This is a genomic window from Conchiformibius kuhniae DSM 17694, from assembly GCF_000428785.1.
GTDB lineage: Bacteria > Pseudomonadota > Gammaproteobacteria > Burkholderiales > Neisseriaceae > Conchiformibius > Conchiformibius kuhniae.
Window position 1 is genome coordinate 1 of record NZ_AUAP01000032.1, and the last position, 13339, is coordinate 13339.

Below are 13339 nucleotides of genomic sequence, written 5' to 3' on the forward strand. Positions count from 1 at the left end.
CGAAATCCAATTTGGTGTAAATTTGGGTGGTGGACAGGCTTTGGTGTCCGAGCAGTTCTTGAACGGCGCGCACGTCCCGCGAGGCTTGCAGCAGGTGGCTGGCGTAGCTGTGGCGCAGCATGTGCGGGGAAAGGTGTTGTGCGCTGCCTTGACGCAATGCCCATTGTTGCAGGCGTTTGGCGATTTGGCGCACGCCCAAGCGCGTGCCGGTGCGGTTGGTAAACAGGGCGGTTTCGCCGGCGGCGGCGCGGCGGTGGGGCAGATAGTTTTGCAGGGCGGCGCTGCTTTTGGCGGTAAGCGGTATTTGGCGTTGTTTTTTGCCTTTGCCCGATACGGTCAGCCAGCCCGCTTCAAAAAGCACGTCGTCCAAATCGAGCGCCGCCAGCTCGGAAAGGCGCAAACCGCTTCCGTAAAACAGCTCCGCCACCGCCAAATCGCGCAAGGACAGGGCATCACGCGGCGCGGCACGGTCGAGCAGGGTGTTGAGCGTTTCGCAGTCGATGGCTTTGGGCAGACGCTCGGGCGGTTTGGGGGCTTTGATGCCGGCAGTCGGGTCGGCGGCAAGCAGGTTTTCGCGCAGCAGGTAGGCGCAGTATTGCCGCCACACCGACAATTTCCGCATCATGCTGCGCGGGTTGAGGTTTTGCTGCGACAGGCGTTTGAGCGCGGCGATGATGTCGCGCCGTTGCGGGGCGGCGGTGCGTTCGGGCAACAGCTCGGCAAGTTGTGCCAAGTCGCGCCGGTACGCCGCCAGCGTGTGCGGCGAACGCCCTTGTTGGCGCAAACGCAGCAGCCACGCTTCGGCACGGGCGAAAAACGGCGCGTCCGTCATGCCGTTTTGCCCAACGACGACACCAGCACGGCTTTAATCGTGTGCAAACGGTTTTCCGCTTGGTCGAAAGCGATGTTGTACGGCGATTCAAACACGGCTTCGCTCACTTCGATGCCGTCCGCCAAATGCGGATAATGCTTGGCGATGTCGCGTCCGAGTACGGTTTCGGTGTTGTGAAACGCGGGCAGGCAGTGCATGAATTTGACCTGCGGGTTGTCCGCCGCCGCCATCAGCGCGGCATCGACACGGTAGGGCATCAGCAGCTTGATGCGTTCGCTCCACGCTTCGGGCGGTTCGCCCATCGACACCCACACATCGGTGTGGACGAAATCCGCGCCGCGCACGGCTTCGGCGGGGTCTTCGGTCAGCAGCAGCTTCGCACCGCTTGCGCGGGCAAAATCGCGGCATTGCGCCACCCATTGCGCGTGCGGCTGCAAGGCGGCGGGCGCGGCAATGCGGCAGTCCATGCCCAGCTTCGCCGCCACCAGCAGCAGCGAGTTGCCCATATTGTTCCGCGCATCGCCCACATAGGCAAAACGGATTTGGTTCAGGGCTTTGCCATGGGCGTGTTCGCGCATGGTCAGCACATCGGCGAGCATTTGCGTGGGGTGAAACTCATCGGTCAGACCGTTAAACACCGGCACGCCCGCGTATTGTGCCAATTCTTCCACCACCGTTTGGGCGTAGCCGCGATATTCGATGGCATCGTACATGCGCCCGAGCACCCGTGCGGTGTCTTTGATGCTTTCTTTGTGTCCGATTTGCGAAGCGGCGGGGTCGATGTAGGTAACGTTTGCGCCTTGGTCGTAGGCGGCGACTTCAAAGGCGCAACGGGTGCGGGTGGAGGTTTTTTCAAAAATCAGGGCGATGTTTTTTCCTTGCAAAACGGGCATTTCACGCCCTTCGCGTTTGGCGTGTTTGAGCTCGGCAGCCAAATCAATCAGGTAGCTGATTTCTGCCGCGCTGTGGCGGCGCAGGCTGAGCAGGGAACGTTGGTACAGGGATTGTGCGGTCATGGTGTCGTCCTTGCGGGTCGGGTAGGGGAAACGGGTGGGTGTTGCTGCCGTGCGGCGGGCTATGCGGCAACGGGTTTCGTCATGATTCGTTTTCGGTTTCGTTTAATTTTTTCAACAACATATCCACGCGGTCGGGGTCTTCGTTGCGCATGATGCGGCCGATGTCGCTTTCCAGTTTTTCGGTGTCGCTGCACAAAATCATTTCCTTTACCGCCAACAGGTTGCCCGTGTTCATGGAAAAACGGCGCAAACCCAATGCCAGCAGCAGGCGCGTGTAGTCGGGGTCGCCCGCCATTTCGCCGCACACCGACACGCCTTTGCCCATGCGGTTGGCGGTGCGGATAATGTGCGCGAGCAGGCGCACCACCGCAGGGTGGGCGGGCTGGTAGAGATAGCTGACACTGTCATCATTCCTGTCCACCGAAAGCGTGTATTGAATCAAGTCGTTGGTGCCGATGGAGACGAAATCCACGTGTTTGAGCAGGGTGGACACGGTGAGCGCGGCGGCGGGAATTTCAATCATGCAGCCCGTTTCCACCGTGCCGAAAGCATCGCCGCGCTCGGCAAGCTGGCGTTTGGCGGTTTCCAAGTGGACAAGGCTTTGGCGCAATTCCGCCAGCCCCGACACCATCGGGAACATCATTTTCACCGTGCCGTGCGCCGCCGCCCGCAACACCGCCCGCATTTGCGTGCGGAACATCACCGGCTCGGCGTGGCATAAGCGGATACCGGTCAAGCCCAAAGCGGGATTGAGCGCGGCGTTGGGCGTGCCGTTGCCGCCGAACCAGCGCGGATTTTTGTCCACGCCCAAATCCACCGTGCGGATGGTGAGCGGCTTGCCTTTCATTTTTTTGACCAAATCGGTATAGACTTGATACAGCTCGTCTTCTTCAGGCAGACTGTCGCGGTTGAGGTACAAAAACTCACTGCGCAGCAAGCCCACGCCGTCCGCGCCGAATTTGTGCAGGGCTTTGATGTCGTCTGCGGTTTCAATATTGGCAAGCAGCTCGATGGTTTCGCCGTCTGCGGTGGCGGCGGCGGTGTGTTTGAGTTTGTTGAGTTGGCGCAGGTGGCTGCGGTATTCGCGTTGGCGGCGGCGGTATTGCGTCAAGACGATTTCATCGGGGTTGATAATCAGCGTGCCGTTGCCGCCGTCCACAATCACCCATTCGTGTTCGCGTATCAGGTGCCGCGCGTTGCCCAAGCCGATGACGGACGGAATGTTCAGGCTGCGTCCCAAAATGGCGGTGTGGCTGGTGGGCCCGCCCATATCGGTTACAAAGCCTTCGATGCGCTGGTCTTTGAAAAACACGGTGTCGGCGGGCGACAGGTCGTGGGCAATCAATACGGTATCGTCCAGCAAATTGGCGTCCAGATTGATTTCGGTGCTTTGACCAATCAGGTTTTTTTGAATGCGCTCCACCACTTGCAGCATGTCTTGTTTGCGTTGGCGCAGGTATTCGTCATCGATTTCGTCAAACTGTTGCGACAGGCGGTCGGTTTGCAGTTTCAACGCCCATTCCGCGTTGATTTGTTGTTCCTGCAGAATGTCCAAAGGTTCGCGCGAGAGGGTAACGTCCGTCAGCAGCATCAGGTGCAGCGAGATAAACGCGCCCAATTCGGTGGGGGCGTTTTCGGGAATCGCGCTGCGGAGCTGTTCCAACTGGCGGCGCGTGGCTTTCACCGCCGCTTCAAAACGGGCGGTTTCGGCGGCGATTTCGTTTTCGGGAATGCAAAACTGCGGCACTTCCGAGATGCCGCGCACCACCAGATGCGCCCGTCCGATGGCGATGCCGCGCCCCGCCGCCGCGCCGTGCAGCACAATCATTTTATTCCCCTTCGCCGAAATAGTCGTTGATGAGTGCGCCGAGGGCGTGCATGGCGGCGGTTTCGTCCACGCCGTCCGTTTCTATTTCAATTTCCGTGCCTTGCGCGGCGGCGAGCATCATCAAGCCCATAATGCTTTTGCCGTTGACGCGGCGGCCGTTGCGCGTTACCCAGATTTCGGATTGGAATTGGGCGGCGGTTTGGGTGAATTTGCTGGAGGCGCGGGCGTGCAGTCCCAATTTGTTGATGATGGTGAAGGTTTGTGTTTGCATGATTGTGTTTTCCCCAAAACCGAAAAAACCACACGCCGCCATGTCCGCACGGGTGGGCATGACGGTGTGTGCGTCAGGTGTGATGATGCGGCGGAAACCGTGCGCAAGCACGCTGCCGCGCGCGCCAAGGGCGCGGTGGCAACAAATTTACGCTTCGGGCGACACTTCCACGCCGTCGTCTTCGGGCGTACCTTCCTGCACAAGCTGCACCAAGCCCGATTGCTCGCGGATTTTGCGGTCGATTTCGGCGGCAATGTCGGGATTGTCTTTCAGCCATTGGCGCGAATTGTCCTTGCCCTGACCGATTTTCGCGCCGTTGTAGCTGAACCACGCGCCCGATTTCTGCACCACGCCCGCTTTTACGCCCAAATCAATCAGTTCGCCCTCGTAGCTGATGCCCTCGCCGTACAAAATATCAAAATCGGCAATGCGGAACGGCGGCGCAACCTTGTTTTTAATCACTTTGACTTTGGTTTCGTTGCCGAGAACGTCATCGCCTTTTTTGATTTGAATGCCGCGCCGGATATCCAAACGCACGGACGCGTAAAACTTCAGCGCATTGCCGCCCGTAGTGGTTTCGGGGCTGCCGAACATCACGCCGATTTTCATGCGAATTTGGTTGATAAATACCACCAAAGTATTGGTTTTTTTGATGTTTCCCGTGAGCTTGCGCAAGGCTTGGCTCATCAGGCGGGCGTGCAGACCCACATGGCTGTCGCCCATTTCGCCCTCGATTTCGGCTTTCGGCACCAGCGCGGCAACGGAGTCCACCACCACCATGTCCACGCCGCCGGAGCGCACCAGCATATCGCAAATTTCCAAAGCCTGTTCGCCCGTGTCGGGTTGCGACACCAGCAATTCTTCCACTTTCACGCCGAGTTTGCGGGCATACACGGGGTCAAAGGCGTTTTCAGCATCAATAAAGGCGCACACGCCGCCGTTTTTCTGGCATTGGGCGATGGTTTCCAAACACAGCGTGGTTTTGCCGGACGATTCTGGCCCGAAAATTTCCACGATGCGGCCGCGCGGCAAGCCGCCCACGCCCAGCGCAAGGTCAATCGTGAGCGAGCCGGTGGAAATCACTTGCAAATCTTCTTCCTGATGGCTGCCGTCCATTTTCATCACCGCGCCCTTGCCGAAACTTTTTTCAATTTGGGCGAGCGCGGCTTGCAGGGCAAGGCTTTTGTCGTTGTCGGGGGCGGAGTTTTTTGCTGCCATGACGGTTCTCGAAATCGGGTTGGAAAAAACCGATTATAGCCCAAAACGCCGCGCCGCCCTACACCTTGCCCGCATCGGGCGGCGACAGTTCCGCCCATGCCATTTTCAGGTAATACAGCATCGACCACACCGTCAGCACCACCGCCGCAAACATCAGCACATTGCCCCAAACATATAAATCCAAACCGAAAAAATCACGGTCGTGAATCAGCAGCATGATAATCGCCGCAATTTGCACGCCGGTTTTGAATTTGCCCAGCTTCACCACCGCCACACTGCCGCGCTTGCCCATTTGCGCCATCCACTCGCGCAGCGCCGACACGGTGATTTCGCGCCCGATGATGATGATGGCAAACAGCGCAAACGTGCGGTCGAGCTGCACCAGCAAAATCAGTGCGGACGCCACCATCAGCTTGTCGGCAACGGGGTCGAGAAACGCGCCAAAATCCGAAGTTTGCTGCAAACGCCGCGCCAAAAAACCGTCAAACCAATCGGTCAGCCCCGCAATGGCAAACACCAGCGCCGCCGCCCAGTTTGCCATCACCGCACCGTTGCCCGACACGGGCAGGTACAAAATCAGGGTAAACACGGGAATCAGCAAAATCCGCAACCAAGTCAGAAAAATGGGAATATTACAAGGCATGGACGTTCCTTCATAAAAATCCGTGGCGGCAGCCGCCGCAAACGCGCCGCCCGTGTGCGTCATCACCCATATTGGCGAGGGCGTGCCATCAATTGACCGAAAAAACACAGCGCCGTCATGCCCGCGCGGGCGGGAATCCAACAACAAATTGCAACAAACCTTGATAAAACATCGTTTTCCAAGCATCGGGCAGTGGACTCCCGCCTGCGCGGGAATGACGGCATTTTTATATTATGCTGATTTTCAGTATAAAAGTTTAAATGATGATACGCCCTAGGCAATAACGCGCACCAATCCGGATTTATTGTTGATAATTATCGGATTATAGCGCGAATTGTCTTGCCGTTCAGCCCTTATCGCACCGCACGCGCCGCAAATGTGTAAAAACGGCTACCCCGCCGCCAATCGGGCATCGGGGTAACCGTTGTGTTTTGGCACCGGCGTGCGGAAACGGCACGCCAACAACCACAGTGCCGTCATTCCCACGCAGGTGCAGCTTGGGTTGGCGCGAAGCGCAAACCCGACAAAATCCATAAATTTTCGGAAAAATATTGAGTTTTCACTTCGTTTCAACCCAAGCTACGCTTGCTTCACAAACATCAGGCAGTGGATTCCCGCATTCGCGGAAATGACGTCATCTTGGTATTGCACTGATTTATTAGAAAATTTTAATTGATGACACGCCCTAGTGGTGAAGGTGTCCGTCCGCACCGTGAACGTGTCCGTGCGCGATTTCTTCGGGGGTGGCATCGCGGATGTTGTCCACTGTGGCTTTAAAACGGATTTTCATGCCCGCCATCGGGTGGTTGCCGTTCACCACCACTTTGCCGTTGCCGATTTCTTCCACGCGGTACAAAATCACATCGCCCGTTTCGGGGTCGTCCGCTTCAAACATCATGCCCAGCTCCACGTCTACAGGAAACACGTCGGCAGGCTCGACCCGGCGCAGCTCGGGTTCGTATTCGCCAAAGGCGTCGTCGGGCGACAATTCCACATCGATGCTGTCGCCGATGTTTTTTTCGTGCAGGGCTTCTTCGACCAAGGGGAAAATGCCGTCATAGCCGCCGTGCAGGTAGGCAATCGGCTCAACGGTTTGGTCAAGCAGTTGGTTATTGACATCGTACATTTCGTAATGCAGGGTAACGACAGCGTTTTTTTTGATGCTCATGCGGGGGATTTCCTTTATGGGGTTGGACGGTGACGGCGACTCTTGCCGCCGCATGGCGCAGTATAGCACAAACGCACTGCGCCAACCGTGTGTTTTTCTGTCGCGCCGATGCCACAAGCGCCGGCACGCCACACAATGCAAATGCTTTGCACCGGCGCTTGCACCAATGCAAAAACTTTGATTTTTAATCATCTAATTCAGACTTTTTGCACTACCTGCGTGCGGTTTGCGGCAAGCTTGTGGCAAAAAAACCGCAAGCTTATTGATAACGTTGGCAATAATGATTGCGCGGCGCGGCATTTTCAGGCAAAATACGGCACTTTCCTGCGGTTCATTGTATCCGAACGCGTATCACGAAGCGGTGCATGGGTCGTAATTCATTCAATCCATTAAAATAAACAGGTGTTTAATATGAAAAAATCCCTCGTAGCCGTTGCTTTGATGTCTTTGTTTGTAGCCGCTTGCGGCGGTGGTGAGCAAAAAGCGCCCGAAGCGCCTGCCGCCGTTACGCCGGCTTCTGCCGTTGAAAACGCTGCTTCCGATGCTGCCAGCGAGGCTTCCGGCGTATTGGACGCTGCTGCTTCCATGGCAACCGAAGTAAAAGAAGACATGGCTTCTATGGCTGCTTCCGCCGCCGAGGCTGCCGCTTCTTTGGCAACCGAAGTGAAAGAAGACATGGCTTCTGCTGCCGAAGCCGCTTCCGAAGCCAAGTAATCCGCTTTTGCCGTTTGTCCGGCAAAGCTTTGCATGCCAAGAAAAACCTGCCTGCGGGCGGGTTTTTTGTTGTTTCAAGCTGTTGGAAAAGAATTTTGATGTTTCACGCATATATGGTTGATAAAAATAAAAACGAGACAAGACGACTTGGCAACGCCGTATCGTTGCGATTTTAACCAACCATAAAGCACGGCCCCATGCCTTGCCCCGATTCGGACGGCGTTGCGCCCCGAGTGAATAACAAAGCTGTTTTACCGCCGCAAACGGCGGGGTTTCAAACCAAAAAGGAATTTTGATGAATATTTTTGCCAAACGCATCGCCGCACTGCGCGCACAGATGCAGACACACGGCTTGGCGGCGTGGATTGCTCCCACCGCCGACCCGCACCTTTCCGAATATTTGCCCGAGCATTGGCAGTCGCGCCGTTGGTTGTGCGGCTTTAGCGGCTCGGCGGGAACGTTGGTGATAACGGCAGACCATGCGGGCTTGTGGGCAGACAGCCGCTATTGGGAACAGGCGGCGGCGCAGTTGGCGGAAAGCGGGGTGGTGCTGCACAAAATCGGCGCAGACGACGACTATCCCGAATGGTTGGCGGCGCATCTGCCCGCAGGGGCGCGGGCGGGCGTGGCGGCAGACATGGTGTCGCGGCGCGATGAAGCGCGGCTTGCCCGTGTGTTGCGCGGTAAAAACCAATATTTGTGCTGCGTTGCCGATTTGACCGGTGCGGTTTGGCACGACCGCCCCGCCCTGCCCGCCACCGCCGTTTATCCGCACCCTGCCGAATTTTGCGGCGAAAGCGCGTCTGCCAAGCTCGCCCGCGTGCGTCAAGCCGTGCGCGAAGCGGGGGCGGACACGCATTTGCTCTCGTCTTTGGACGACATCGCGTGGCTGACCAATCTGCGCGGCAGCGACGTGCCGCACAATCCCGTGTTTCTCGCCCACCTGCTGCTGGACGGCGGACACGCCTGCCTGTTCACCGATGAAAGCCGTTTGAACGAAGCGGCACGCCGCAGCCTGAACGAAGCGGGCATCGCCACCGCGCCCTACGAAGCGGTTGCCGCCGCTTTGGGCAAACTGCACGGCACCTTGCTGCTCAACCCCGCCAAAACCGCCGTTTCCCTGCTGCGCCACCTGCCCGAGCGCGTGAACATTTGCGAACAAACCAATCCGTCCACCCTGTTCAAAGCCCGCAAAAACGAAGCGGAATGCGCCCACATCCGCGCCGCCATGTTGCAGGACGGCATCGCCCTGTGCGGCTTTTTTGCCGAATTGGAACACAAGCTGGCAGCGCAAACGCCCCTGACCGAGTTGGACATCGACACCATGCTGATTGCCCACCGCAGCCGCCGTCCGCACTACGTTTCCACCAGCTTCGACACCATCGCCGGCTTCAACGCCAACGGCGCATTGCCGCACTACCGCGCCACCGCCGAAGCCCACAGCGCCATCACCGGCAACGGGCTGCTGCTGATTGACTCGGGCGCACAATATTTGAACGGCACCACCGACATCACCCGCGTCGTTCCCATCGGCACGCCCGATGCCGCACAACGGCGCGACTTTACGCTGGTACTCAAATCGCACATCGCCCTTGCCCGCGCCGTGTTTCCCGCCGGCACGCCCGCACCCGTGTTGGACGGCATCTGCCGTCAAGCCATGTGGCAGGCGCATTGCGACTACGGACACGGCACGGGGCACGGCGTGGGCTACTTCCTGAACGTACACGAAGGCCCGCAGGTCATCGCCTGCCGCGCCGCCGCCAACCCGCACCACGCCATGCAAGCGGGCATGCTCACCTCCAACGAGCCGGGGCTGTACCGCTCCGGACAATGGGGCATCCGCATCGAAAACCTGATTTTGGCGCAAGCGGTGGCGCAGCCGCAAGAACACGCCTTTGGTGAATTTTTGCAATTTGAAACCCTGACCCTGTGTCCCATCGACACCCGCCTGCTCGCCCCCGAACTGCTGGACGACACCGAACGCGGCTGGCTCAACGCCTACCACGCCCGCGTGCGCGACACCCTCGCCCCGCACACCGAAGGCGCGGCACGCGACTGGCTGCTGCGGCGCACCGAAGCGGTGTAATTGACCCACCCCGCAAAAAAGCGCATAATCGGCGCGTTTTTTCCCGCTTCAGGCAGCCCGAGCAACGTTTTCCGGCTGCCTGAACGCCATTTCAAGGAAGCCCCATGAAATCCCCCGAATTATTATTGCCCGCCGGCGGACTGGAACGCATGCGCACCGCCTTTGACTACGGTGCCGATGCCGTTTACGCCGGCAGCCCGCGCTATTCCCTACGCGCCCGCAACAACGAATTTGCCAAACTGCCCGTCTTGGAACAAGGCATCGCCGAAGCCCACGCGCGTGGCAAAAAATTTTTCTTAACCGTCAATACCCTGCCGCACAACAGCAAACTGAAAACCTTTGTCGCCGACATGGAGCCTTTGATTGCCATGCGCCCCGATGCGCTGATTATGGCAGACCCCGGCTTGATTATGTGCGTGCGCGAACGTTGGCCGCACATTCCCGTGCATTTGTCCGTACAGGCGAATACAACCAATTGGTGGGGCGTGAAATTTTGGCAAAGTGTCGGCGTGGAACGCGTTATCCTGTCGCGCGAATTGAGCTTGGAAGAAATCGCCGAAATCCGCCAACAATGCCCCGATATGGAACTGGAAGTGTTCGTACACGGCGCATTGTGCATCGCTTATTCAGGTCGTTGTTTATTATCGGGTTATTTCAATCACCGCGACCCCAACCAAGGCACTTGCACCAACGCCTGCCGTTGGGATTACAAAGTCCATCACAGCGAAACGGACGATGCGGGCGATGTCAAACCGTTGAGCGGATTTGATTTTCAGGCAGCCAAAAACGAAGCCGATGCCGCCTTTGAAGGCATCAACGGACAACGCCGCCACCCCGCCGCCGACAAAGTTTTTCTGATTGAAGAAGCCAACCGCCCCGGCGAACTGATGCCCGTGATGGAAGACGAACACGGCACTTACATCATGAATTCCAAAGACTTACGCGCCATTGAGCAAGTGGCGAAACTGGCGGAAATCGGCGTGGACAGCCTGAAAGTGGAAGGGCGCACCAAATCCGTCTATTACGTTGCCCGCACCGCGCAAAGCTACCGCCGCGCCATTGACGATGCCGTAGCGGGGAAACCCTTTGATTACAGCCTGTTGGCGGAATTGGAAGGCTTGGCGAACCGTGGCTACACTTCGGGCTTTTTGGAACGCCACCACACGCAGGATTATCAAAACTACTTGCACGGACATTCGCTCGCCAAACAAAGCCAGTTTGTCGGACAAGTGGCTGAAATTGATGCCGAAGGCTGGGCAACGGTGGACGTGAAAAACCGTTTTGCCGTAGGCGACCGCTTGGAAATCATTCACCCGCACGGCAATGAAATCCGCACCTTGGCGGCGATGCGGCGCAAAGGCGCGGCGGTGGACGTGGCACCGGGCAACGGCATTCAGGTGCAAATCCCCGATATGGCGGGCAAAGACAACGCCTTGATTGCACGGATTATCCCATCATGAACATCACCCATGTGGCGGCAGGCGTGCTGTACAACGCGGCGGGGGAAGTGTTGCTGAGTTCGCGCCCCGCCGGTAAAGCCTATGCGGGCTATTGGGAATTTGCCGGCGGCAAGGTGGAAGCGGGCGAAACGCCCGAACAGGCGTTGCGGCGCGAGTTTGCCGAAGAATTGGGCGTGCACATCGTCCGCGCCCGCGCGTGGCTGCAAAAAATCCACGCCTACGAACACGCCACCGTGCATCTGCATTTTTTCCGCGTTTTTTCAGGCGATTGGCACGGCGAACCCACCGCGAAAGAAGGTCAGGATTTGGCTTGGCAACGCGCGGGCGCGTATTCGGTGTCGCCGATGTTGCCCGCCAATGCCGCGCTGTTGGAGGCACTGGCGGTGCCCGAAATTTTTTCAGGCTGCCTGAAACACGGTTTGCACGGCGAAAACTACCGCATTGTTCCGCCGAACTTATTTTCCCGCGCCGATGACGCGCTGCTGCTGGACGCGGACACGCCCGTGCCGTGCAAGCTCACACCCCGCGCCCTGTGGCGCGTGGTCGCCAACCGCGCCGAACTGGCGCAAGCCCACGATGCGGACGCGCTGTTGTGGCGGGCGGACGGCGAAGCGGGAGCGTTGTCGCTGCTGGCGGTGTTGAAAGACGGCGTGTCCGTGCCGGTGGCGGCGTATGCAAACAAGGCTTTGTGCGACCGTTTCGGCGGCGCGTGGCAGGAAGCGGGTTTGCACGCGCTGGCGGTGCAGACGGAGCGGCAAAATGTTTAGGGCGTGTCATCAATTGGCTGAAAAAACGCCGCGCCGTCATGCCCGCGCTGGCAGGAAGCCAAGTTAAAGCACAACAAACCTTGATAAAACAACGCTTGCCAAACATCGAGCGGTAGATTCCCGCCTGCGCGGGAATGACGGTGTAGAGGTTTTTCGGTTCATTGATGACGCGCCCTAAATCGGATGGCGGTCGGCAAAGGTGCGCGGGTGCAGGGTGCGGCACAGGGGGCGGAAACGCCCGCAACGCCACAAAAAGGCGTGTTCCGCCCGTTGCAGCATGGGCAGGTCGCTGCGCGAGTCGCTGTAGGCATAGCTGCCGTCCCAGCAGTCCGTGCCGTAGGCGCGTTCGAGCAGGCGCACTTTGTTGCTGCCGTGGCAGTTGATGCCGTCGATTTCGCCGCTTATCCGTCCGTGCGCTTGGGTTGCCATGCGGGTGGCAAACAGGTCGTCAAAGCCGTGTTGCCGCGCCCAAGCCGATAAATACCAGTCGGGGGCGGCGCTGACCAATACGCAGTAGTCGCCGCGTTCGCGGTGGTGGTGCAGCCGTTCCATGCCTTCGGGGCGCAGCAGTGCGGGCAGGACGGTTTCGGCAAAACGGCTTGCCGCCGCCAGTACGTCTGTTTCGCATACATCGCGCAGGTAGCGGCGGCACAGTGCCTGTTTGGCAACGGCGTTGGAAACCAAGCCGAGAAGGTAGGCAGCCAGAAGCGGCAAAAGCGGCAGCAGTTTGGCAAAAAATGTTTTGTCGTTGCCGGTGTAGTGGCGCAAAAACGGCAGTACGGTGTCTTTGCGGGTGAGTGTGCCGTCAAAATCAAAGAAGGCGAAAACGGGGGTGTGGTGCATGGTCGGGTTCCTTTGCGTTGCTTCCGTTTTGTGTGAACGGTATTGTTGTGTGTGCCGCAGTCGGGGCGGCGGTGAAGCGGGTAGTGTGGTGCGAACCGCAGCAGTGTGGTTTCGGGCGTGCCGCCATTTAATTTTTCTAATGAAAATCAGCTCAATATAAAAATACGCCGTCATGCCCGCGCAGGTGCAGCTTGGGTTGGCGCGAAGTGCAAACCCGACAAAATCCATAAATTTTCGGAAAAATGTTGGGTTTTCACTTCGTTTCAACCCAAGCTACGCTTGCTTCACAAACATCAGGCAGTGGATTTCCGCATTCGCGGGCATGACGGCGTTTTGGTATTGCACTGATTTATAGTAGAAAATTTCAATTTGATGACACGCCCTAGTTGTATCCGTGCGCGTTGTCGCCTTTTTCGTGCAGCAGTGCGCCCGCTTGGGGGGAGCATTCGTGCGGCGACTCCAGCGCCTGACGCAGGTAGCGCCGCCCCAAATT

The 13339-nt window shown here is 58.2% G+C and carries 12 protein-coding genes; 4 read left to right on the forward strand and 8 right to left on the reverse strand.

Annotated features, from left to right (window positions below; translation table 11 throughout):
- The 7 genes from G392_RS0108730 to G392_RS0108765 all read right to left on the reverse strand — a co-directional run.
- Positions 1–832 (reverse strand): tyrosine-type recombinase/integrase (locus tag G392_RS0108730; RefSeq protein ID WP_027009926.1); only part of this gene is annotated, 832 nt, incomplete at its 3' end.
- Positions 829–1848, reverse strand: a complete 1020-nt coding sequence (locus tag G392_RS0108735; protein WP_027009927.1) for an ornithine carbamoyltransferase — start codon at positions 1846–1848, stop codon at positions 829–831. The genes G392_RS0108730 and G392_RS0108735, both read right to left, overlap by 4 nt.
- A gap of 79 nt (positions 1849–1927) precedes the next feature.
- A complete protein-coding gene (gene ptsP / locus G392_RS0108740) occupies positions 1928–3676 on the reverse strand; it encodes a phosphoenolpyruvate--protein phosphotransferase (protein ID WP_027009928.1) in 1749 nt (582 codons plus the stop codon).
- Between the two features lies 1 nt (position 3677).
- Entirely contained in the window at positions 3678–3947 is a 270-nt protein-coding gene (locus G392_RS0108745; protein WP_027009929.1) for an HPr family phosphocarrier protein, read from the reverse strand.
- Positions 3948–4094: 147 nt separating this feature from the next.
- On the reverse strand, positions 4095–5165 hold the full coding sequence (gene recA, locus G392_RS0108750; protein ID WP_027009930.1) for a recombinase RecA: 1071 nt from the start codon (positions 5163–5165) through the stop codon (positions 4095–4097).
- 58 nt (positions 5166–5223) lie between these two features.
- Positions 5224–5808 carry a CDP-diacylglycerol--glycerol-3-phosphate 3-phosphatidyltransferase gene (gene pgsA, locus G392_RS0108755; RefSeq protein ID WP_027009931.1) on the reverse strand — a complete coding sequence of 195 codons (585 nt, stop codon included), beginning with the start codon at positions 5806–5808 and terminating at the stop codon, positions 5224–5226.
- 685 nt (positions 5809–6493) lie between these two features.
- A complete protein-coding gene (locus tag G392_RS0108765; protein ID WP_027009932.1) occupies positions 6494–6976 on the reverse strand; it encodes an FKBP-type peptidyl-prolyl cis-trans isomerase in 483 nt (160 codons plus the stop codon).
- 411 nt (positions 6977–7387) lie between these two features.
- Between G392_RS0108765 and G392_RS0108775 the strand changes: the two genes are divergently transcribed.
- From G392_RS0108775 to G392_RS0108795, 4 genes are all read left to right on the forward strand, one after another.
- Positions 7388–7690 (forward strand): hypothetical protein, encoded by a 303-nt coding sequence (locus G392_RS0108775; protein ID WP_027009934.1) that lies wholly within the window; start codon positions 7388–7390, stop codon positions 7688–7690.
- A 295-nt stretch (positions 7691–7985) separates the two neighbouring features.
- Positions 7986–9776 carry an aminopeptidase P family protein gene (locus G392_RS0108785; RefSeq protein ID WP_027009935.1) on the forward strand — a complete coding sequence of 597 codons (1791 nt, stop codon included), beginning with the start codon at positions 7986–7988 and terminating at the stop codon, positions 9774–9776.
- Between the two features lie 104 nt (positions 9777–9880).
- The gene (gene trhP, locus G392_RS0108790; RefSeq protein WP_027009936.1) at positions 9881–11236 is read left to right on the forward strand and encodes a prephenate-dependent tRNA uridine(34) hydroxylase TrhP; all 1356 of its coding nucleotides are present in this window, start codon (positions 9881–9883) and stop codon (positions 11234–11236) included.
- Positions 11233–12003, forward strand: a complete 771-nt coding sequence (locus tag G392_RS0108795; RefSeq protein WP_034334929.1) for an NUDIX domain-containing protein — start codon at positions 11233–11235, stop codon at positions 12001–12003. Before trhP ends, G392_RS0108795 begins: the two co-directional genes overlap by 4 nt.
- A gap of 174 nt (positions 12004–12177) precedes the next feature.
- Here the strand turns inward: G392_RS0108795 and G392_RS0108800 are convergent, their stop codons facing one another.
- Entirely contained in the window at positions 12178–12846 is a 669-nt protein-coding gene (locus G392_RS0108800) for an HAD-IB family hydrolase (RefSeq protein ID WP_027009938.1), read from the reverse strand.
- Positions 12847–13339: the final 493 nt, after the last annotated feature.

Bases quoted from the DNA above. Each gene is read 5' to 3' on its own strand.
- G392_RS0108735 (WP_027009927.1), bottom strand. From the start codon at position 1,848: ATGACCGCACAATCCCTGTACCAACGTTCCCTGCTCAGCCTGCGCCGC.
- ptsP (WP_027009928.1), bottom strand. From the start codon at position 3,676: ATGATTGTGCTGCACGGCGCGGCGGCGGGGCGCGGCATCGCCATCGGA.
- G392_RS0108745 (WP_027009929.1), bottom strand. From the start codon at position 3,947: ATGCAAACACAAACCTTCACCATCATCAACAAATTGGGACTGCACGCC.
- recA (WP_027009930.1), bottom strand. From the start codon at position 5,165: ATGGCAGCAAAAAACTCCGCCCCCGACAACGACAAAAGCCTTGCCCTG.
- pgsA (WP_027009931.1), bottom strand. From the start codon at position 5,808: ATGCCTTGTAATATTCCCATTTTTCTGACTTGGTTGCGGATTTTGCTG.
- G392_RS0108765 (WP_027009932.1), bottom strand. From the start codon at position 6,976: ATGAGCATCAAAAAAAACGCTGTCGTTACCCTGCATTACGAAATGTAC.
- G392_RS0108775 (WP_027009934.1), top strand. From the start codon at position 7,388: ATGAAAAAATCCCTCGTAGCCGTTGCTTTGATGTCTTTGTTTGTAGCC.
- G392_RS0108785 (WP_027009935.1), top strand. From the start codon at position 7,986: ATGAATATTTTTGCCAAACGCATCGCCGCACTGCGCGCACAGATGCAG.
- trhP (WP_027009936.1), top strand. From the start codon at position 9,881: ATGAAATCCCCCGAATTATTATTGCCCGCCGGCGGACTGGAACGCATG.
- G392_RS0108795 (WP_034334929.1), top strand. From the start codon at position 11,233: ATGAACATCACCCATGTGGCGGCAGGCGTGCTGTACAACGCGGCGGGG.
- G392_RS0108800 (WP_027009938.1), bottom strand. From the start codon at position 12,846: ATGCACCACACCCCCGTTTTCGCCTTCTTTGATTTTGACGGCACACTC.